15 protein-coding genes are annotated in these 19,764 nt (G+C 72.1%); 5 read left to right on the top strand and 10 right to left on the bottom strand.

The features are described from left to right. Positions 1-76 precede the first annotated feature (76 nt). Genes HW130_RS23990 through HW130_RS24000 form a run of 3 tightly spaced genes read right to left on the bottom strand, consistent with a single transcriptional unit; the run spans position 77 to position 3,113 of the window. Positions 77-1,369: an ABC transporter substrate-binding protein gene (locus tag HW130_RS23990; protein ID WP_177151753.1), complete on the bottom strand. Its 1,293-nt coding sequence runs from the start codon at positions 1,367-1,369 to the stop codon at positions 77-79. Next, entirely contained in the window at positions 1,369-2,211 is an 843-nt protein-coding gene (locus HW130_RS23995; protein ID WP_177151754.1) for a carbohydrate ABC transporter permease, read from the bottom strand. The genes HW130_RS23990 and HW130_RS23995 overlap by 1 nt, the downstream gene beginning before the upstream one ends. Further along, positions 2,208-3,113 carry a carbohydrate ABC transporter permease gene (locus tag HW130_RS24000; protein ID WP_177151755.1) on the bottom strand — a complete coding sequence of 302 codons (906 nt, stop codon included), beginning with the start codon at positions 3,111-3,113 and terminating at the stop codon, positions 2,208-2,210. The genes HW130_RS23995 and HW130_RS24000 overlap by 4 nt, the downstream gene beginning before the upstream one ends. 159 nt (positions 3,114-3,272) lie before the next feature. On the opposite strand from HW130_RS24000, the gene HW130_RS24005 reads away from it, so the two are divergent. Beyond that, positions 3,273-4,133 carry a phosphotransferase enzyme family protein gene (locus tag HW130_RS24005; protein ID WP_177151756.1) on the top strand — a complete coding sequence of 287 codons (861 nt, stop codon included), beginning with the start codon at positions 3,273-3,275 and terminating at the stop codon, positions 4,131-4,133. A 133-nt stretch (positions 4,134-4,266) separates the two neighbouring features. Here HW130_RS24005 and HW130_RS24010 read toward each other — a convergent pair whose 3' ends face one another. The 4 genes from HW130_RS24010 to HW130_RS24025 all read right to left on the bottom strand — a co-directional run bounded on the left by HW130_RS24010 (position 4,267) and on the right by HW130_RS24025 (position 8,677). After that, positions 4,267-4,992 carry a 3'-5' exonuclease gene (locus tag HW130_RS24010; protein ID WP_177151757.1) on the bottom strand — a complete coding sequence of 242 codons (726 nt, stop codon included), beginning with the start codon at positions 4,990-4,992 and terminating at the stop codon, positions 4,267-4,269. A gap of 98 nt (positions 4,993-5,090) precedes the next feature. After that, on the bottom strand, positions 5,091-6,326 hold the full coding sequence (locus HW130_RS24015) for an SAV2148 family HEPN domain-containing protein (RefSeq protein ID WP_177151758.1): 1,236 nt from the start codon (positions 6,324-6,326) through the stop codon (positions 5,091-5,093). A 100-nt stretch (positions 6,327-6,426) separates the two neighbouring features. Further along, entirely contained in the window at positions 6,427-7,746 is a 1,320-nt protein-coding gene (locus HW130_RS24020; protein WP_177151759.1) for a copper amine oxidase, read from the bottom strand. Between the two features lie 94 nt (positions 7,747-7,840). Next, the gene (locus HW130_RS24025) at positions 7,841-8,677 is read right to left on the bottom strand and encodes a Tat pathway signal sequence domain protein (protein WP_177151760.1); all 837 of its coding nucleotides are present in this window, start codon (positions 8,675-8,677) and stop codon (positions 7,841-7,843) included. A gap of 138 nt (positions 8,678-8,815) precedes the next feature. Between HW130_RS24025 and glgX the strand changes: the two genes are divergently transcribed. Together glgX and treY are read left to right on the top strand one after the other, a co-directional pair. Continuing rightward, on the top strand, positions 8,816-10,936 hold the full coding sequence (glgX, locus tag HW130_RS24030) for a glycogen debranching protein GlgX (RefSeq protein ID WP_177151761.1): 2,121 nt from the start codon (positions 8,816-8,818) through the stop codon (positions 10,934-10,936). 111 nt (positions 10,937-11,047) lie between these two features. After that, a complete protein-coding gene (gene treY, locus HW130_RS24035) occupies positions 11,048-13,510 on the top strand; it encodes a malto-oligosyltrehalose synthase (RefSeq protein WP_177151762.1) in 2,463 nt (820 codons plus the stop codon). Here the strand turns inward: treY and HW130_RS24040 are convergent. Together HW130_RS24040 and HW130_RS24045 are read right to left on the bottom strand one after the other, a co-directional pair. Then, positions 13,467-14,417 carry a cytochrome P450 gene (locus HW130_RS24040; protein ID WP_177151763.1) on the bottom strand — a complete coding sequence of 317 codons (951 nt, stop codon included), beginning with the start codon at positions 14,415-14,417 and terminating at the stop codon, positions 13,467-13,469. The genes treY and HW130_RS24040 overlap by 44 nt on opposite strands. A gap of 247 nt (positions 14,418-14,664) precedes the next feature. Beyond that, positions 14,665-15,213: a DUF1707 and FHA domain-containing protein gene (locus tag HW130_RS24045; RefSeq protein WP_177151764.1), complete on the bottom strand. Its 549-nt coding sequence runs from the start codon at positions 15,211-15,213 to the stop codon at positions 14,665-14,667. A gap of 335 nt (positions 15,214-15,548) precedes the next feature. Here HW130_RS24045 and HW130_RS24050 point away from each other — a divergent pair, with 335 nt between their 5' ends. Continuing rightward, a complete protein-coding gene (locus tag HW130_RS24050) occupies positions 15,549-16,445 on the top strand; it encodes a GNAT family N-acetyltransferase (RefSeq protein WP_177151765.1) in 897 nt (298 codons plus the stop codon). Positions 16,446-16,490: 45 nt separating this feature from the next. Here HW130_RS24050 and HW130_RS24055 read toward each other — a convergent pair whose 3' ends face one another. Next, complete coding sequence (locus tag HW130_RS24055; protein WP_177151766.1) at positions 16,491-17,855, bottom strand: GH1 family beta-glucosidase; 1,365 nt, start codon at positions 17,853-17,855, stop codon at positions 16,491-16,493. 114 nt (positions 17,856-17,969) lie between these two features. Here HW130_RS24055 and treZ point away from each other — a divergent pair, with 114 nt between their 5' ends. Continuing rightward, positions 17,970-19,715, top strand: coding sequence for a malto-oligosyltrehalose trehalohydrolase (treZ, locus tag HW130_RS24060; protein WP_177151807.1), 1,746 nt, complete (start codon positions 17,970-17,972; stop codon positions 19,713-19,715). The last annotated feature ends 49 nt before the right edge of the window (positions 19,716-19,764 follow it).

The following is a 19,764-nucleotide window of genomic DNA, read 5'->3' on the forward strand; positions in this document are numbered from 1 at the left end:
GTCCGCCTCGCCGGGAGCCATGGGCGCCCGGCACGTGGCGCCGGACCGGCGCCGCCGGCGGGGGCCCGGCACCGTGTCAGCGCTGATACCGGGCCAGCACCAGATTGCCGTCCTCGACCAGCCGTTCGCGCAGCTCGTCGGCGTCGATCGCTCCGCTGTAGTACTCCTGGTACGCCGGGGTCGCGACCTTGTCCTTCCACTCCGGATACCCGCGCACCGACTGCGCCGGGGCCGACCGGAGATGCCGGGCCAGCTCGGCTCCCGTGGCCCAGCCGTCCTCGTCCGTGTGCAGGGCCGGGTCGTCGAGCGCCTCGGTCCCCGTCGGCAGCATCCAGTCGCCCTGGGCCAGCCGCACCATGTTCCGCGGCTGGAGCATGAAGTCGATGAACCGCGCCGCCTCCTTCTTGTACGGGCTGTCCTCGGCGACCGACAAGGTCTGCGGGCTCACGCCCTGCGCCGGCCCGCCTGGCCCGGCGGGCGCGGGAAGCACCGTCCACTCGAATCCCTCGGGTGCCTGCTGGACGATCTGCTGCCGGTAGGAGAACCCGAGCGGAACCATGGCGTACTTGCCGCCGAAGAGGCCGGGCAGGGTGTCCGAACCGCCCGTGCCGAGCGTGCTGCGCGAGGCGCTCCTGTCGACGTTGACCTGGTCGTGGACGGTCCGCGGGACCACCGCGTCCCCCTCGGTGAACCGGACGGTGACCTTGCCGTCGTCCCCGCGGTGGAACAGCTGCCCGCCCGCGGACAGGCCGAGGTTGAGCGTCACGGACACCGGCTCCTTGAGCGGCCAGGCTATGCCGTACTTCCCCTCCCCCATGTGCTCGGTCAGGTCCTTCGTCACCTGCCGGAACTCCTCCCAGCTCCACGGTCGGCCGGCCGTGGGGACGCGGACGCCGGATGCGTCCAGGAGCTTCTTGTTGGCGATGAGGACGCGGGGCTCCTGGAGGAACGGCACGCCGTAGACGCCGTCGCCGAAGGTGGTCGTCCGCCAGCTCTGCCGCGGGATGTCGGCCTTGAGGCGCTCGGGCAGCAGATCGGTCAGGTCGGCGAGGTAGCCGCCGTACGCGAAGTCCGCGAGGTCGTCGGAGGCGTCGTGGATGATGTCCGGCGCCTCGCCGCCCTCGAACGAGGTGAGCAACTGGTCGTGCACGCTGTCCCAGCTGCCCTGGACGTACTCGACCTGGATGTCGGGGTGGACCTCGTTCCACTCCTTCACCAGTTCCTTGTTGGCGTCGACGGACTCCTTCTGCCACGCCAGGGACTGGAAACGGAGCCTGATCTTTCCGTCGGCGCGGTCTTTGTCCCCGCCGCAGCCGGTGAGCAGCAGGGCGAGGGCGGTGACGGCCGCGGGCAACAGTCGTGCACGCATCAGTTCTTCACCGCCCCGGCCAGCATGCCGCCTGTGATCCGCTTCTGAATGATCGCGAAGATGACGAGCGAGGGGAGCGTCGCGAGGAACGCGGCCGCCGCGAGCGGCCCGAGGTCGGCGGCACCCTCCGCGCCGAGGAAGTGTGTGAGGACGACCGGCAAGGTCTGCTTCTCCGGGGTCTTGAGCAGGACGAGCGCGAAGAAGAACTCGTTCCACGCGGTGATGAACGCGAAGAGCGCGGTGGCGACGATCCCGGGCGCGAGCAGCGGGGCGGTCACCGAGACCAGCGTCCGCAGCCGGCCGGCGCCGTCCACGGCCGCGGCCTCCTCCAACTCGGCCGGCACGGCCCGCACATAGCCGACGAGCATCCACAGCGCGAACGGCAGCGACCAGACGACATAGACCGTGATCAGTCCGAAGAGGGTGTTGATCAGATGCAGGTTCTTCAGGATCAGGAACAGCGGGATGATCACCAGGACGAACGGGAATGCCTGGCTGACCACGACCCATCCGGTGGCCGCGGTGGTCAGCCTGCCGCGGTGGCGGGCCATCACGTACGCCATGGGGGTCGCGATGACGACGGCGGTCAGGGCGGCGGCGACGGCCGCGAGCAGACTGTTGCCCGCCGCCTGGAGCAGCGGCTGTTCGTCGAAGGCCTGGCGGAAGTTGTCGAGGGTCGGCTGCTCGGGAATCCAGGTGGGGTGCAGGGAGCCCAGTTCCCGCGCCGGCTTGAACGCGGTGGAGACCAGCCACAGGAACGGGAAGGCGAGGAAGACCAGATAGCAGACCAGTGCGACGTACTGCCCGGCACGTCCGGCCCTGCCGGCACGCAGCGCGCTCATTTCTCGTCGCCTCCCTTGAGCCGTCCCACGAGGTAGCAGGCGAGCATCACCGAGATGACGGCGACCATGACGCAGCCCATGGCGGCCGCATAGCCGAACTGGCCGTAGCGGAAGGCCTCTTCGTAGGCGAAGAGCATGGGCAGCCGGGTCCGTCCGCCCGGTCCTCCGTTGGTCAGCACGTACACCAGGGCGAATGCGTTGAAGTTCCAGATGAGGTTGAGCGCCGTGATGGCGAGCGCGACAGGTCGTAAGGCGGGCCAGGTGACGGTGCGGAATCGGCGCCAGGCGCCCGCTCCGTCCAGGGCGGCCGCCTCGTGGAGCTCGTGCGGGGTGTTCTGCAGCCCGGCGAGCAGCGCCACCGTGGTCTGCGGCATGCCTGCCCACACGCCGACGACGATCACGGCGGGCAGCGCGGTGGCGAGGCCGGTCAGCCAGTCGCGTCCGTCGCCGAGGCCCAGGTCGCGGATGGTCTCGTTGAGGATGCCGGCGTCGGGGTTGTAGGCAAGCCGCCACATGATGCCGACGACGACCTCGGGCATGGCCCAGGGGACGATCGCGAGCGCGCGGGCGAGCCAGCGAAGGCGCAGCCGCTGGTCGAGCAGCAGGGCGAGACCGAGGGCGAGGAGGAACTGCGGGACGGTCACGCCGACCGCCCACAGCAGACCGATGCGGAACGACTCCCAGAACAGGGTGTCGCGCAACAGGTCCCGGAAGTTGAGTGTCCCGATCCACTGGGTGGGCTCGGTGCGGCCCGCCTGGGAGTCGGTGAGGGCCAGCGCGATGCCGTAGAGCAGCGGGCCGACGCTCAGTACGAGGATGGGGATCAGCGCGGGCAGGACGAGGAACCAGGCGCCTAAGACCGGTTTCCTCCCGGACCGCGCCGTTGCGGTCGCCGATGTCACGTATTCGACTCCTTCGGGCGGCCCGGCCCTGACCGGGTCCTGATCCGCCGCCCCGGCGGCCCCGTCATCGTGCTGACGGGTCGTCGGTTCGTCAAGGCAACCTGCACGGATGCGAGACTTTGCCCGATACACGACAGGGCACTGTGCTGGGAGAGACCGATGGACGAGACACGGGCACGCGACGTACTGGCGGCGGCCGGTCTTGTGGCCGCCGCCCGTGACGCCGCTCTGCTGGCGCTCGGCGAGAACGCGGTCTTCGCGGCGGGCGACATCGTGGTCAAGGTCGGCCGGGACGCCGAGCTTCTGCCGCGTGCCGAGCGGGAACTGGCGGTGGCGGCCTGGCTGACCGACGCGGGAGTCCCCGCGGTGCGCGCCGCGGAGCCGGAGGCCCGGCTCGTCGACGGCCACCCGGTGACGCTCTGGCACCGGCTGCCCGATGCCGTGCGCCCGGCGGAACCGGTCGATCTGGCACACCTGCTGGTCCGCGTCCATGCGCTCGGTTCTCCTTCCTTCGCGCTGCCCCGCCGCGATCTGCTGGGCGGGGTCGAACGGTGGCTGCGGCTGGCCGGCGACGCGATCGACGCCGCCGACGCCGCGTATCTGCGCGAGCGCCGTGACGGCTTCGCCGAAGCGGCGGCCTCGCTGACGCCGCATCTGCCGCCCGGCCCCATCCACGGCGACGCGCTGCCCCGCAACGTCCATGTGGGCCCGGACGGCCCGGTGCTGGTCGACCTGGAGACGGTCTCCTCCGACCTGCGCGAGCACGACCTCGTGGTCATGGCGCTGTCCCGCGACCGCTACGGCCTCGACCCGGCCGCCTACGACGCGTTCACAGCCGCCTACGGCTGGGACGTGCGCGAGTGGGACGGCTGCGCAGTCCTGCGCGGTACGCGCGAGACGGCGAGCTGTGCGTGGGTGGCCCAGCACGCCCCGACGAACCCCAAGGCGCTCGCCGAGTTCCGCCGCCGGGTGGCCTCACTGCGCGACAACGACCTCGAGGTGCGCTGGTACCCCTTCTGACCCGGGCGATCGCCGCCACGGGGTGCCGTGCTCCCCAAGCACATGAACGCCTTCGACGCGGGGCCGGCTGCCACCCGGACCGTCTTTGGCACAGCGGTGGCATCCGTCGCCTCCCGCCGGGCAGGCCCCGCGCTCAGGCCCCCGCCACCGGGGCGAGCGCGCGCAGCGGCCAGGAGGCGTCGACCACCGCCTCCGGGCTGCCCTTGCGGCGCAGGAAGCTCTGGAAGTCGGCCGCCCACTGCGCGTACCAGCTCACCTGGCGCTCGTGCAGCAGGCCGGGGTCGAGGCGCGCCACCGACGGATGACGCTCGGCTATCGCCCGGGCGACGAGGACCGCGGCGAGCGCGTCCGCGTCCGCCCGGTGGGCACGGTCGAGGACGACGCCGTACTCGGTGCAGACCGCCTCGAGGTTGCGCTTGCCCTTGCGGTAGCGGTCGACGGCGCGGTCGATCGTGTACGGGTCGATGACCGGGCCTATAGGGCGCCCGTCGAGCCGCTCGGTCAACGAGGCGAGCCCGTGCCGGCGCAACTCGGCCGAGAGCAGCGTCAGGTCGAAGGCCGCGTTGTACGCGACGACCGGGACACCCCGCAGCCAGTACCCCGTGAGCACCTGGGCGACCTCTTCGGCCACCTCGCCGGCCGGCCTGCCCTCCGCCGCCGCGCGCTCGTTGCTGATGCCGTGGATCGCCGAGGCCTGCTCCGGGATCCGTATCCCCGGGTCGGCCATCCAGCCGCGGCGCAGCACCGGCTCCCCCGCGTGCAGTTCGACGACGGCGGCCGTCACGATGCGGGCGTCGAGCGGATCGGTGCCGGTGGTCTCCAGATCGAAGCCGGCCAGTGGCCCCCCGTGCCAGGACATGATGCCCCCTCCTCCATGGTGCGATGGTGCTTCCCCCGTTGGATCCTCACCTTCCCACGCAGCACTGACAACGAGGCGGGGAGCGTGATCGGGCAGGGTCAGGACACGGGTCGCGAGTCGGTCCACACCGACTCGAACTCCTCGCGGTAGGTCTGGAAGAGTCCGCTCTCGCCGTCCTGCCCGGAGCGGACCACCGAGCGCCTGTCGCCCCGCAGGACGAGCACGGGGGCCTCCATGCCGCGGGCGCGGCGCAGGTAGGACTGGACGACGGCGAGGCCGTCGGGGCCGTCGCCGTCCACGAGGTAGGCGGTGAAGCGGGGGGTCTCGTCGAAGACCTGGATCTCGAAGGCGCCCGGGTCCCGCAGCCGGGAGCGGACCCGGCGCATGTGGAGGATGTTCATCTCCACGGTGCGGCTCAACTCGCCCTTTTTGATGCCGAGTTCCCGTTCGCGCCGCTTGACTGCGCTGCTCGCCGGGTTGAGGAAGAGGAGCCGGACCCGGCAACCGGACTCGGCCAGCCTCACGAGGCGGCGGCCGGAGAAGTTCTGTACGAGAAGGTTCAGGCCTATGCCGATCGCGTCGAGGCGACGTGCCCCGCCGAAGAGATCCTCGGCCGGCAGCTGGCGCTGGAGCCTGACCCGGTCGGGGTGGACGGAGACGACGTCCGCGTACCGGTCGCCGACCAGATCCTCGACGGCGTCGACGGGGAGGCGGTCGGCGGAGGGGACCCCGGCGCCGCTGCCGAGTATCTCCAGCAGGCGTGCGGAGGCGCGCTCGGCCTGGGCGAGGACGGCCTCGTTGAGCGCCCGGTTGCGGGAGACGACGTTGCGCGCCACCTCCAGCTCGTCCAGCGCCAGTTCGACGTCGCGCCGGTCGTCGAAGTACGGCTCGAAGCAGGGCCAGTGCTGCACCATCAGCTCGCGCAGCTGCGGCAGGGTGAGGAAGGACAGGACGTTGTCGTCCGCCGGGTCCAGCAGGTAGCCCTTGCGGCGCGAGACCTCCCGCACGGCGACCGCCCGCTGCACCCACTCGTGGCCCGCGGGCCCGGCCGCCGCGACGACCCAGTCCTCGCCGTGCACAGGGTCGTAGATGGGCCGCAACACGGCGGCGACCACCGCTCGCAGCCGCTGTTCGACCAGATTCAGCCAGATGTAGGCGCGGCCTGCCCGCTGGGCGCGCGTGCGCACCTCGCTCCAGGCCTCCGCGCCCCAGTCCAGCTCCGCCCCGATCTCCATGGGCCGCGCGACCGAAACCGCTCCCGGCGGGACCTCGGCAGAGTCTCCCCCCTCGCGACCCGCGTCACCTGGGGGCAGCTCCAGCCCTCCCGAGCTCACCCGCGCACCGCCCTTTGCTTTCCTGGAACGCCGTCTTCAACGATCAAGGAAGCCTACTCCGGGAGCGGGAGGCGGTGCAGCAGGATGAGCCGGTTGTTTCTCAACTCCCGTGACGGTGGTGGCCGTTCTGGTCGGCGAGATCGGCCGGAGTGAGCGGATTCATAGACGTCACGTCCCGTGGGGCGAGCTGGAAGCCCTGCCAGTGGACGGGCATGGGCTGCTGGTCCTCGTCCCGGGCTATGTGGTGGAACCCGATGTTGACCCAGGCGATCGGATTGGCAAGGTTCTCACCATTGACCCATTTGTCCACGCTCGGGGGCGCGTTCGTCCCGCAGTCGAGGACGTTGTCGCTCGCGAACTGCTCGCAGGTCCTGTTCTGGGTGAAGTAGACGTCGTGCTTGGTGAAGGGGCGGCCCTCGTGCCTGCTGGACGGGCCGGGCACAATCTCGTACGAGCGGGCGTGGCCGTCCCTGTTCTTGCCCCGTGCGCTGACCACGCGCCACCAGCGCATGGTGCGGACGTCTCCGGCGAGCTCCTTGGTCACGGGGGTCCGGGTCGTCTTCACCGTCGGACTGCCGTCGCCCGTGGGGGCGGTGACCTTCGAGTCGTACTGCTCCACCCGGTTCGTGTTGCCGCCGTCCAGGCCGAAGTCGAGACGCCAGAACACATTGTGGGCGTGGCTGGTGGCGTAGTCACGGGCGCCCTTGCCGATGGGCCAGCCGCGGCCGTCGGCGGCGTTGTAGTCGTCGGGCGCCAGGCTGCCCGTCGCGCCGACGTTGGCGGAGACGGTGCCGTCGGAGGAGAACCGCCACTCGGTGATGTACTCGTACCAGGCGACCTTGTTGACCGTGTAGACCAGCAGGTCCTTGCCCTGGGCCTGCCAGACCTTCGTGCCCTCGTCGTCGGCGAGCCGGTATGCGTGGCCGCGGGAACGGGTGGTGGTGCACAGGCCGTCGACCGTCCCCGTCTCCGGCACCCTGACCTTGGTGACCGTGCCGCCGGGGCACTCGCCGGGCGCCAGGTTCTGCAGGCCCCAGCCGAACCCGGCGCCGGTGAGGTCGTCGTACTCCGCGTTGCCGTCGTCGTACGGCACGTGTATCTGGGCGAGCTTGGCGCTGTTCAGCACCCGTATGGGACGCCGTTCGCCCTTGGGCTGATAGGTGATCTTGTCGAGGATCAGGCCGTGGCCGGTGTCGTAGCGCCAGCACATCCGCCAGGTCGTGCCGCCGTCGAGCTTCTGCTCGATGCGGTAGGCGACGCTGCAGTCGGACTGCGGCGGCCTGGGGGCGGCCTGGGCGCCGCCCGCCGCGGCGGGAGCGGCGGAGGCCGGGCCGGTGGCGACGCCGGCGCTGCCGAGCAGCGCGGCCGCCGCCAGCAGCGCGCCGCGCCTGCGGACGCGCGAAAGACTGTTCACGTGCATCTGGACGTACTCCCTCACCGGGACGTGCGGACAGGAGGAACGGGTGGCACAGGTTGTGCGGGAAGGTGCGCCGCCGGAACGGGGCGGCAGCTGCTCAGCCGACGCGCGCGACGGTCCGGGCGCTCAGGTCGACGATCAGATTCCGGATCTCGATCCAGGGACCGTTCACGACCTTGGTGACGAGGCGGACGCAGCGGTGCTCGCCGCAGCGGGCGAGCTCGTCGGGCACGTCCTTCTCGCGGTAGGTGCGGTAGACGTCGCCGTTGAACCAGAGCTGATCGGGTGAGGTCAGGGACCGGCCGGTCGCGTGCCGGTAGTCGGCCTTCAGGTCCGAGCCGAGCGGGTCGGCCAGGATGAGCGCGACGGCCTCGCGCAACTCGTCCGGGTGAGGCGACGGCTGGACGCCCCGCTGGACGCCCGTGCGCTCGACCTTGCCGGTGTCGAGGTTGACGGTCGAGGTCACGAGCTCGTCGGCCCGGTAGTCGTAGAAGCTGACCTCGGCACGGCGCACGGCCGCGTCCGGAGCGGAGGGCGGCGGTTCCGCGAGATTGGTCGCGAGGTGCTGAGGACCACGGCCCCCCGCCGCGTTCTCGCCGTCCGACCGGGCTGCCGGTGTCAGCGCGATCTGTTCCGCGCGGCTCAGCTCGGCCGGCGTCAGCGGGTCACTGCCGACCCCGCGCTCCCCCTCGCGCGGCACGGCGACGGCAGGAGGCCGTGACCCGGCGGCCGAGCCGCTCCCGGCCTCACCGCCCTCCTCCGCGCCCGCCCGGCCCGCCGCGACCGGGCCCCGGGCCTGGCCGCCCGTCCCGTTCGTGTCGTCGGCGCCCGCAGTGCCCGGCAGGGTGATGCCCACCATCAGGGCCGTACCCGTCACCGCGATGGCGGTCCCCGCCAAGAGCTTCCCCAGGTGACGGCGCACCAATTGGCGCACTTGTCCCCCCTTTCCCCCAGGTTCCCCATTGGTCACCCGGTAGGACGGTTCGAAGTCCTAGGAGGTTGCTCCACTTTGGGGGAGGATCTTCGCCAAGTAGTCCCCCACACCCGGATCAGAAATGGAAGAGTCGAATCTATGCAGGTCTGGCCGGGACAGGCGTACCCACTCGGCGCCACGTACGACGGCGCCGGCACCAATTTCGCGGTGCACTCCGAAGCCGCGCGGCGCATCGAGCTGTGTCTGCTGCACGACGACGGCTCGGAGACCGCGGTCGAGCTGCGCGAGACCGACGCGTTCGTGCGGCACGCGTACCTGCCGGGGGTGATGCCCGGGCAGCGCTACGGCTTCCGGGTCCACGGCCCGTACGAGCCCGCCCGCGGGCAGCGGTGCAATTCCGCGAAGCTGCTGCTCGACCCGTACGCGCGGGCGATCAGCGGGTCCATCGACTGGAACGAGTCGGTCTACGGCTACCACTTCGGCAGACCGGACTCCCGCAACGACCTCGACTCGGCGCCGCACACGATGTCGTCCGTCGTGGTCAATCCGTACTTCGACTGGGGCGACGACCGCCCGCCGCGCACGGACTACCACCGCACCGTGATCTACGAGGCCCATGTGAAGGGCCTCACCATGCTCCATCCCGAGCTGCCCCCGGAGCTGCGCGGCACGTACGCGGGCCTCGCGCATCCGGCCGTCATCTCGCACCTCACGGAACTGGGTGTGACAGCGCTGGAATTGATGCCCGTGCACCAGTTCGTGAACGACCACCGGCTGGTGGACGCGGGGCTGAACAACTACTGGGGCTACAACACCATCGGCTTCTTCGCCCCCCACAACTCCTACGCCTCCTGGGGCGACCGCGGCGAGCAGGTGCTGGAGTTCAAGCAGGCCGTGCGCGCGCTGCACCAGGCCGGCATCGAGGTCATCCTGGACGTGGTCTACAACCACACCGCGGAGGGCAACCACCTGGGCCCGACGCTGTCCTTCCGCGGTCTGGACAACGCCTCGTACTACCGGCTGATGGAAGACCGCCGGTACTACATGGACACCACCGGCACCGGGAACAGCCTGCTGATGCGCAGTCCCCACGTACTGCAGCTGATCATGGACTCGCTGCGGTACTGGGTGACGGAGATGCACGTCGACGGTTTCCGCTTCGACCTCGCGGCGACGCTCGCACGCCAGTTCCACGAGGTCGACCGGCTCTCCTCGTTCTTCGACCTGGTGCAGCAGGACCCGGTGGTCAGCCAGGTGAAGCTGATCGCGGAGCCCTGGGACGTCGGCGAGGGCGGCTACCAGGTGGGCAATTTCCCGCCCCTGTGGACCGAGTGGAACGGAAAGTACCGTGACTGCGTGCGGGACCTGTGGCGCGGCGAGCCGCGTACGCTGGCCGAGTTCGCGTCCCGGCTGACCGGCTCGTCGGACCTCTACCAGGACGACGGCCGCCGGCCGCTGGCCTCGATCAACTTCACCACCTGCCACGACGGCTTCACCCTGCACGACCTCGTCTCCTACAACGGCAAGCACAACGAGGCCAACGGCGAGAACAACCGCGACGGGGAGAGCCACAACCGGTCCTGGAACTGCGGGGCCGAGGGCGAGACGGACGACCCCGGCGTGCTGGAGCTGCGCGAGCGGCAGATGCGCAACTTCATCGCGACGCTGATGCTCTCCCAGGGCGTGCCGATGCTCAGCCACGGCGACGAGTTCGCCCGCACCCAGGGCGGCAACAACAACGCCTACTGCCAGGACAACGAGATCTCCTGGGTGCACTGGCCCGATCCGGGCGAGGACGAGGAGAGCTCGCTGCTGACCTTCACCAAGACGATGGTGTGGCTGCGGCGCGACCACCCCGTCTTCCGGCGGCGCCGCTTCTTCCACGGCCGTCCGGTGGAGGGCACCCACGACGAGCTGACGGACATCGCCTGGTTCACGCCGAAGGGGGAGGAGATGGTCCAGCGCGACTGGCAGGCCGCGCACGCCAAGGCGCTGTCCGTGTTCCTGAACGGTCACGCCATCTCCGAGCCGGGTCCGCGCGGCGAGCGGATCTCCGACGACTCCTTCCTCCTGATGTTCAACGCGAGCGCGGACGAGCTGGAGTTCCTCGTCCCGGTCAACCACGGCGAGGAGTGGCAGGTCGTCGTGGACACCGCACGGCGCGAGGGCGTTCCGCCCGGCAAGGGGCCGATGGTGGCAGCGGGCGACGTGCTGCCGCTGGTGGGCCGCAGCCTGACCGTGCTGCGCAGGCCCGCGTAGCCGCCGGCGGGGGCGCCCGCGGAAGTTCCCGGCCGGGCGGATGATCACTCGATCGACCGAACGGCCGGGACCGGCGGCACAGAAGCGTTCAGGGCGGGTACGTATGTTCGCATGACACCCACGGCCACCTACCGGCTCCAGCTGCAGCCGGACTTCCCGTTCGCGGCCGCCGAGGCGGCGGTTCCGTATCTCGCCGACCTCGGCGTCTCCCACCTGCACCTGTCGCCGGTTCTGGAGGCGGTGCCCGGGTCCACGCATGGGTACGACGTCGTCGACCACGGCCGTGTCCGCGCGGAGCTCGGCGGCGAGGAGGGGCTGCGCCGCCTGTCCCACACGGCCCGCGAGCACGGCCTGGGCCTGGTCGTCGACATCGTGCCGAACCACATGGCCGCCGTCCCGCGCTACAACCGCGCGCTGTGGGAGGTGCTGCGCGAGGGCCCGCGATCGCCGTTCGCCCGCTGGTTCGACATCGACTGGGCCGCCGGGGACGGCAAGGTGCTGCTCCCGGTGCTGCCCGGGCGCATCGGCGGCGAGCTGGCGCAGCTGCGGGTCGAAGGGGAGGTGCTGCACCACGGGGAGCAGCGGTTCCCGTTGCGCGCGTCGACCGCGCACCTGCCGCTGCCCGAGCTGCTGGACGCCCAGTGGTACCGCCTCGCGTGGTGGCGCCTTGCCCGTACCGAACTCAACTACCGGCGGTTCTTCACCGTCTCGGACCTCATCGGGGTGCGGGTGGAGGACCCCGAGGTCTTCGACGCGACCCACGCCAAGATCCTGGAGCTGGTGCGGGACGGCGTCGTCGACGGGCTGCGGGTGGACCATCCGGACGGGGTGGCCGACCCGGAGGGTTATCTGCGCAGGCTCGACGAGGCGACCGGCGGTTGGGGGCCCCTCCCACGGCCGCCGGGCCGTAGGGGGAGCTGGATCGTCGTGGAGAAGATCCTCACCGGCGACGAGCGGCTTCCGGCCGGCTGGCCCGTCGCGGGCACGACGGGGTACGACGCGCTGCGCCGGATCGACGGCCTGTTCACCGACCCGGCGGGCGTGCGCCAACTGGTCGGCGTCTACCGCGACTTCACCGACGTGGACGACAGCCTCGGCGGACGGTGGGAGGCAACGGCGCGGCGCGCGGCCTACGAGGTGGTGACGCACGAGCTGGCAGCCGAGACCGCGACGCTCGTCCGGCTCGCCGAGCGGATCTGCGCCGAGGACACGCGGCTGCGCGACCACGCCCCGTGGGCGCTGCGTGCGGCCGTACGTGAGCTGCTGGTCCGCGTGCCCGTCTACCGGCCCTACCGGGTCGATGCCGAGTCCGCGCTCCCCGAGGACGCGGCGCGGGCGGCACGCGACACGTTCGCCGTGCCCGAGGAGGCGGCCGCGGTGGACGTGGTGCGGGACCTTGCACTGGGCCGGCTCGGTGACGGGCCGGACCACGTCCGGTTCCGGGCGCGCTTCGCCCAGACGGCCTCGGCGCTGCGGGCCAAGTCGGTGGAGGACACCGCGTTCTACCGGTACGCGCCGCTGATCTCGGCCAACGAGGTGGGCGGCGACCCCGGGAACCCCGCGGTGGAGCCCGCGGCCTTCCATGCCTTCTGCGCCCGCCTGGCCCGCGACTGGGCGGGCACGGGCACGGTGCTGACCACGCACGACACCAAGCGCAGCGCGGACGTGCGGGCGCGCATCGCGGTGCTGTCCGAGTGCCCGGAGCGGTGGGCGCGGTTCCTGGAGCGGATCACCGAGGAGGCCGAGAGCCCGTCCGGGGGCGGCGGCGCCCCCGACGCGCAGCTGGCGTGGGTGGCGTGGCAGACGGCCGTCGGGTTCGGAATCCCCGACGCGGACCGGCTGGAGGCGGCACTGCTCAAGGCGGTGCGCGAGGCGGGGGTGCACACGAGCTGGACGGAGTCGGACCCGGCGTACGAGAAGGCGGTGTCGGCGTTCGTGGGCAGCGGACCGGCCGGTTCGCCGCAGCACTCGGTGGCCCGCTTCGTCCGGCAGCTCGCGCCGTACGTGCGGGCGAACGTGCTGGGGGCGGCGCTGCTGCATCTGACGATGCCGGGTGTGCCCGACGTGTACCAGGGCTCGGAGCGGGAGTTCCTGGCCCTGGTCGACCCGGACAACCGGGCCCCGGCCCGTTTCGGCCCTCCGTTGTCCGAGCCGCTGACCGTCGGCGCGGGGGCCGGCTCGGCGACGGGCCCGGAGGGTCGTCTGAGTGCGGAGAAGGAGGCCCTGACGGCCACGGTGCTCAGACTCCGCCGGGCGCGCCCGGACCTGTTCGGCGCCCGCGCCGCGTACGAGGCGCTGGCCGCCTCCGGCCCGGCAGCCGGGCACTGCGTCGCGTTCCGCCGGGGCGAGGAGGTGGTCACGGCCGTCACGCGGCTCTCGATGCGGCTGGAGGGCGAGGGCGGCTGGCGGGGCACGGCTCTGACGCTTCCGCCGGGCCGGTGGACCGATCTGCTGGGCGGGGAGCGCGAGTTCACCGGTGAGGTGCCGGTGCCGGTGGCCGACCTGTTCGCGGCGCGTCCTGTGGCGCTGCTCAGCCGCGCGGACGGACCAGCAGCGTCTTGGGAGACCGGGTGATCAGGCCACTGGCGACCGGCCGGAATCCGTCGGCCCAGCGCATCCTCGGCATCGCCTCGCTCAGCGCGCGCAGGCCGTACTCGGCCTCCATCGCCGCGAGCTCCACGGCCGGGCACCCGCCCAGACCGAAGGTGAGCTGGCCGGGATCGCCCCGGAGCATGTCGAACCGGTCGGGCTCCCGGAACCGCTCCGGGTCCCGACCCGCCGAGCCGATCAGGCAGGCGACGGCCGCGCCCGCCGGCAGCGTGCCTCCGCTGAGCGTGACCTCGGCGGCCGTCCTGCGGATCAGCACCAGCACGGGCGGATCGCGTCGCAGCGACTCGGTCCACGCCCGTGCGATGAGCCGCGGTTCGGCCCGCAGCGCGGCCAGCCGGTCGGACTGGTCGAGCACATTGGCGAAGAACGAGGCGAGGGCCTTCTCCCGCACCGAGACCTGGGAGACGCAGCCCCCGGCGAGCAGCGCCCGGCCGGCCGTCCTGCCCCGTACCCCGACGGCCCCGGACGGCAGCCACCGGCAGAACTCCTCCACCAGGTCGATCTGCTCACGACCCGCGAGCCGCCGGGCGAGGACGTACGCGGTGCGCTGGACGATCTCGCGCAGCGCGTGCGGGACGGGCGCGAGGTGCCCGGCGCACCCCGCGTCACCGGGCCGGTGGCCGTGGGTGAAGCGGAGATCGGTCAGAGCGGTGGCGACGTCGCGGTAACGGCTGAGCAGCCAGGCGCCGACGGACGCGTCGTAGGTGAGGGGATGCTCCTCACGCAGCCGGCGGTAGCCCTCGTACAGTTCGTGCTCGTTCCCCATGGGCAGGCCGGGCAGCAGCGCGCCGGCCCGGCGCCCCGTCCCGGCGGGCAGCGCGGAGGCGGTGGGCGGTGAGGGCTCGGGCGTGGGGCGTATGTCCGCGTGCATGGTGTGCGCTCCCCTGTCACGGCCGCGGGTCTGGTGCCCCGCTGCTCCCTTCAGGTGACCACCGGGCCACCGTCACCGCAGTCGGCGCAGGGCCGTACGGGTGACGTGGCGATGGGTACGCCATTCGGGTGGAGGGCGGGCCACAGCGGGGCCGAAGCCGCGGCCGCCCGACGGAGGAGGCGCTCCCACGGCTTCGACGTGACCGTGAAGACCATGCCGCTGACCGCGACGGCGAACGGGTCGCCGCTCAGCGGGCGGTGAGGCGGAAGCTCATGCTGCCGAAGCCCACCATGTCGCCGTCCTGGACGACGATCGCGCCGGTCACCCTGCGGCCGTTGACCGTGGTGCCGTTGGTCGAGCCGAGGTCGCGCAGGACCCACAAAGTGCCCTGGTGGCTCAGTTCGGCGTGCAGCCGCGAGACCGTGTCGTGGCTCAGCCGCAGTCCGTTGACCGGGTCCCGGCCGATGCGCAGGGGGTACGGACCCGGCTCGGGCAGCAGCAGCGGCGGCAGCTTCTCCGCCTGCCAGGCCCTGCGCAGCCGGACGGAGAACGCCGAGACCCGGCCGACCGCGCTGTAGATCCGGCGGGCCCACCTGTTCTCGTGGACGAGGTCGGCGGTGAGGGCGTCCAGCTCCTCCGAACGGCGGGCGGCCAGGACCAGTTCCATCCGGTGCACGAACGTCTCGTGCGACAGCCTGCCCTGGGCCGCGCCCTCTCTGAGCACATCGAGGACACGCTCGCGCTCGGCGTCCGACAGCCGTGCGGGATACGTGGGGGACTCGTAGGAGGACGTCACAAAGCAGATTGTCGGGCCGAAGGGCCCGGGGTGTCCAGAAGAGCAGGTCTTCTGCTGTTCGGCGCGACCCCTCTGACCTGCACGGAAGGTGGCGTTCCGGCCACGGTGCGGCCCAACTGGCCTGCGGAAGCGGCGTATTGGGCCGCACCCGGGCAGCCGGAAAAGGCTGGACCCGAGCGCGCCGGCCGGTCTAGGGTGCCCACCGACGCCCGTGACGACGGAAGGAGGCGAGTGCCGTGCACCTCACACGATTCCCGCGCTCCCGCCCCGTCCGCCCGGCGTTCAGTGTCTGACCGGGAGCGCCTCACCTACCTCGCATCCCGGAGGACTTCCTCATGACCGATCTGGTCATCCGCGCGCTCGACGCGAGCGACGCCCGTCTTTTCGACACCCTGCCCGACCCTCTCGGCGCGGCCGAGGGCCATGCCCGCACCGTCCACCGGCCCGACTGGAAGCGGATCGCCCTGCGCGACGGCAAGGTCGTGGCCCGAGGCGCCTGGTGGGGCGGCCCGGGTGACGAAACGCCCGTCAACATCAATTGGTTCGACGTCGCCGCCGGCGAGGAGGAGGCGGGCGCCGAACTGCTGCGCACCGCCCCCTTCCAGGTCGAGCTGGAGCTCAACCTGCCCGCCGGCTGGCGGGACGACCCGGTCGCGCGGCCGGCCGCCGAGGCCCGGGTCCGCGCCGCGAAGGCGGCCGGGTACGAGGTGCTCGTCGAGCGGTTCATGTACCGCTGGACACCCGCGCACGGTCTGCCCGAGCGGCCGGGCCGCCTCACGTTCCGGCCGGAGCCGGACGACTCCGTGTTCTTCGAGGCGCTCAAGCGCATCCACTCCGTGACGCTGGACGCGCACGCGCTCCGGGCGATCGCCGAGGGCGGTCTCGACCAGGCGGCACAGGAGGAGCTGGACTTCTTCCACTGGTGCCCCTCGCCGCGGGAGTGGTGGCAGCTCGCCCACACACCCGAGGGCGAGCTCGCCGGCATTCACATCCCGGCGCACAATCCGGGCGGCCCCTGCATCGGCTTCATCGGCGTCGTCCCCGAGCAGCGCGGCCGCGGCTACGCGTACGACCTGCTCGCGGAGTGCACGCACTTCCTCGCCGAGCGAGGCGCCGAGTTCATCGCGGGCGCCACCGACCAGGGGAACTTCCCGATGGCGGCGCACTTCGCCAAGGCGGGCCACCCGGTGGTCAAGGAGCGGATCAACTTCGTTCCCCCGACGGGGAGCTGACCGTGCGCGGGGGTGGCCGAAGCCGGGGCTCCGGACACCCCCGCATCACCGCCCGCCGCGGCGCTTCTGCTCGGCGATCACGTCCCGGTACCAGGCGTACGACGCCTTGGGCGTGCGGCGGAGGGTCTCGTAGTCGACGTGGACGAGCCCGAAGCGCTGTGAGGCTCCCTCGGCCCACTCGATGTTGTCGGTGAGCGACCAGGTGAAGTAGCCGCGGACGTCGACGCCGGACGCCATCGCCTCGTGCAGGGACCGCAGATGGGCGTCGAGGAAGGCGATACGGCGCCGGTCGTCGATGCCGCCGTAGGAGCAGCCGTTCTCGGTGACGACGACGGGAGGCAGCCCGTCGCCGTAGCGGTCCTTCAGCGAGACCAGCAGCTCGCGCAGTCCGTCGGGGACGACGGGCCAGCCGAAGTCGGTGCGCTCGTCGGCGACGATCTCCCGCAGTCCGAACGGGAGTTGCGCGGGCATGCCGACGCCCGCGAAGCCGTCGAGGGCGTCCGGGGCGGGCGCGCCGACGAGCATCGGGTGGTAGTAGTTCACGCCGTAGAAGTCCAGCGGCTGCGCGATCACGGTGAGGTCGTCGGCGACAGGGCCGGACATGAGCTCGGCGAAGCCGTCGGGGTAGGCGCCGGTGAGCAGCGGATCGGCGAACAGCCGGTTGGTGACCGTGTCGTAGAGCTCGGCGGCGAACCGGTCCTCGTCGCTGTCGCCGGCCGTCCACACGGGCGAGTGGGAGACGGCGAGGCCGATGTCCGTGGCACCCGCCGCTCGCAGCGCCTGGACGGCGAGGCCGTGGGCGAGCAACTGATGGTGGGCGGCGGGCAGGGCGTCGAAGAGGAGCTGCCGGCCGGGGGCGTGCTCGCCGAGTGCGTAACCGAGCAGGGTGACCTCGGCAGGTTCGTTGACGGTCATCCACAGGGGTACGCGGTCGGTGAGGCGTGCCGCGACGGCCGCGGCGTACTCGGCGAACCGTTCGGCGGTGTCGCGGCGCAGCCAGCCGCCCGCCTCGTCGAGCGGAAGCGGCGTGTCCCAGTGGTAGAGCGTCGGTGCGGGGGTGATGCCGTGGGCGCGCAGCTCGTCGACGAGCCGGTCGTAGAAGTCGAGTCCGCGGGCGTTGACCGGGCCGCTGCCGCCGGGGACGACGCGGGGCCAGGAGACCGAGAAGCGGAACACATCGGCGCCGAGGCCGGCGAGCAGGGCGACGTCCTCGGAGAAGCGGTCGTAAAAGCCCGTGCCGCGGGCGGCGTCGGCGCCGTCCTTGATCCGTCCGGCGGCCGCGAAGGCGTCCCAGCCGGAGGGTCCCTTGCCGTCGGCGTCGGCGGCTCCCTCGGTCTGGAAGGCGGACGCGGCGGCTCCCCACAGGAAGCCGGGCGGGAACGCGGGCAGCGGCTCCGTCGGTATCGGCATGGCCCGTGACCTTAATGGCCCAAGCACCCCGCCTGAAGACCCTCGTCTTGTCAGGATGGACGGGACATACGGGATCGACGGGACCGGCATCGACGACGAGGGGATTCGCCAGTGCTGTTGTTCGAGGTGTGGGCGCCGCGGGCCGAGGAGCGGGTCACGCTGTGGCTGGAGGGCGCCGAGCGCCCGATGGAGCGCGACCAGGGCCGGGCGGGCTGGTGGATCGCGGAGGCCGAGGCGGGCGACGGCGCCCGGTACGGCTTCGCGCTGGACGGGGGTCCGCTGCGGCCGGACCCGCGCTCGCGCCGTCAGCCGGACGGCCCGGAGGCCCCGAGCGCGGTCGTCGACCACGACGCGTACGTATGGCGGCACGAGTGGACCGGCCGGGGCCTGCGGGGCGCGGTCCTCTACGAGCTGCACATCGGCACCTTCACCCGCGAGGGCACCCTCGACGCGGCGGCGGCCCGCCTCGGTGAACTGGCCGATCTGGGCATCACGCATGTCGAGCTGATGCCGCTGTGCCCGTTCCCCGGCGTGCACGGCTGGGGCTACGACGGGGTGGACCTCTGGGCGGTGCACGAGCCGTACGGCGGCCCCGAGGCGCTGAAGCGCTTTGTCGACACGGCGCACGGGCTGGGACTGGGTGTGGTGCTGGACGTCGTGCACAACCACCTCGGCCCGTCCGGCAACCATCTGCCCGCCTTCGGCCCGTACTTCACCGACACCCACCACACTCCCTGGGGCTCGGCGGTCAACCTGGACGCCCCCGGGTCGGACGAGGTGCGCGCCTTCCTGCTGGGCAGCGCGCTGGCCTGGCTCCGGGACTACCGGATCGACGGGCTGCGGCTCGACGCGGTGCACGCGCTGGCCGACACCCGGGCCCTGACCTTCCTGGAGGAGCTGTCGGCCGCCGTCGACACCCTGGCCGCCGACCTCGGCCGGCCGCTGTTCCTGATCGCCGAGTCCGACCGGTGCGACCCGCGCACCACGACGCCCCGCGCCGAGGGCGGCCTGGGGCTGCACGCCCAGTGGAACGACGACTTCCACCACGCTCTGCACGCCGCGCTGACCGGCGAGTCCCAGGGCTACTACGCCGACTTCGCGCGCGCCCCGATGGCCGCGCTCGCCAAGACGCTGAACCACGTCTTCTTCCACGACGGCACGTTCTCGACCTTCCGCGGCCGCACCCACGGCCGGCCCGTCGACGTGAACACCACGCCCGGATACCGCTTCCTCGGATACGCGCAGACCCATGACCAGATCGGCAACAGGGCGCTCGGCGACCGGCTCTCGGCCACTCTCACGCCGGGTCTGCTGGCGTGCGCGGCGGCCCTGGTGCTGACCTCCCCGTTCACGCCGATGCTCTTCATGGGCGAGGAGTGGGGCGCGAGCACCCCCTGGACGTACTTCACCGACCACACCGACCCCGAGCTGGCCGAGGCCGTACGGGCGGGCCGGCGCCGGGAGTTCGCGGAACACGGCTGGGCGGAGGAGGACGTGCCGGACCCGCAGTCACCGGCCACCCGGGAGCGCTCGTGCCTGGACCGCTCCGAGCGCGAACGCGAGCCGCACGCGGCCCTGCTCGCCTGGCACCGGGAGCTGATCGCCCTGCGCCGTACGCTGCCGGATCTGACCGACCCGGACCTGGCGTCGGTGAAGGTGGCGTACGACGAGCAGGGGCGCTGGCTGGCGTACCGGCGCGGCGATCTGCGGATCGCGGTGAACCTCGGCGCGGACACCGCCGCGATCGCGCTGGGCGGCGGCGGGCGGGTCGTCGCGGCCTGGGGCAAGGCGGAGGCCCCTGGCAGTGACGGGGTGCTGCGCCTGGCGCCGGAGAGCAGTGTGGTGCTCGCCGCGTCCTAGTCCCTGTCCACGACCCCGCCCGATGCCCGAAGCCCGATCCCGAAGCCCG

Source organism: Streptomyces sp. PKU-EA00015 (assembly GCF_013387495.1).
In the GTDB taxonomy this organism is placed as follows: Bacteria; Actinomycetota; Actinomycetes; order Streptomycetales; family Streptomycetaceae; genus Streptomyces.

What these genes read in the sequence shown, in the direction of transcription:
- HW130_RS24010 (WP_177151757.1), bottom strand. Translation starts at nt 4,992, where the DNA reads ATGTCCTGGCACGGGGGGCCACTGGCCGGCTTCGATCTGGAGACCACC.
- glgX (WP_177151761.1), top strand. Translation starts at nt 8,816, where the DNA reads ATGCAGGTCTGGCCGGGACAGGCGTACCCACTCGGCGCCACGTACGAC.
- HW130_RS24005 (WP_177151756.1), top strand. Translation starts at nt 3,273, where the DNA reads ATGGACGAGACACGGGCACGCGACGTACTGGCGGCGGCCGGTCTTGTG.
- HW130_RS24050 (WP_177151765.1), top strand. Translation starts at nt 15,549, where the DNA reads ATGACCGATCTGGTCATCCGCGCGCTCGACGCGAGCGACGCCCGTCTT.
- HW130_RS24055 (WP_177151766.1), bottom strand. Translation starts at nt 17,855, where the DNA reads ATGCCGATACCGACGGAGCCGCTGCCCGCGTTCCCGCCCGGCTTCCTG.
- HW130_RS23995 (WP_177151754.1), bottom strand. Translation starts at nt 2,211, where the DNA reads ATGAGCGCGCTGCGTGCCGGCAGGGCCGGACGTGCCGGGCAGTACGTC.
- HW130_RS24040 (WP_177151763.1), bottom strand. Translation starts at nt 14,417, where the DNA reads ATGCACGCGGACATACGCCCCACGCCCGAGCCCTCACCGCCCACCGCC.
- treY (WP_177151762.1), top strand. Translation starts at nt 11,048, where the DNA reads ATGACACCCACGGCCACCTACCGGCTCCAGCTGCAGCCGGACTTCCCG.
- HW130_RS23990 (WP_177151753.1), bottom strand. Translation starts at nt 1,369, where the DNA reads ATGCGTGCACGACTGTTGCCCGCGGCCGTCACCGCCCTCGCCCTGCTG.
- HW130_RS24020 (WP_177151759.1), bottom strand. Translation starts at nt 7,746, where the DNA reads ATGCACGTGAACAGTCTTTCGCGCGTCCGCAGGCGCGGCGCGCTGCTG.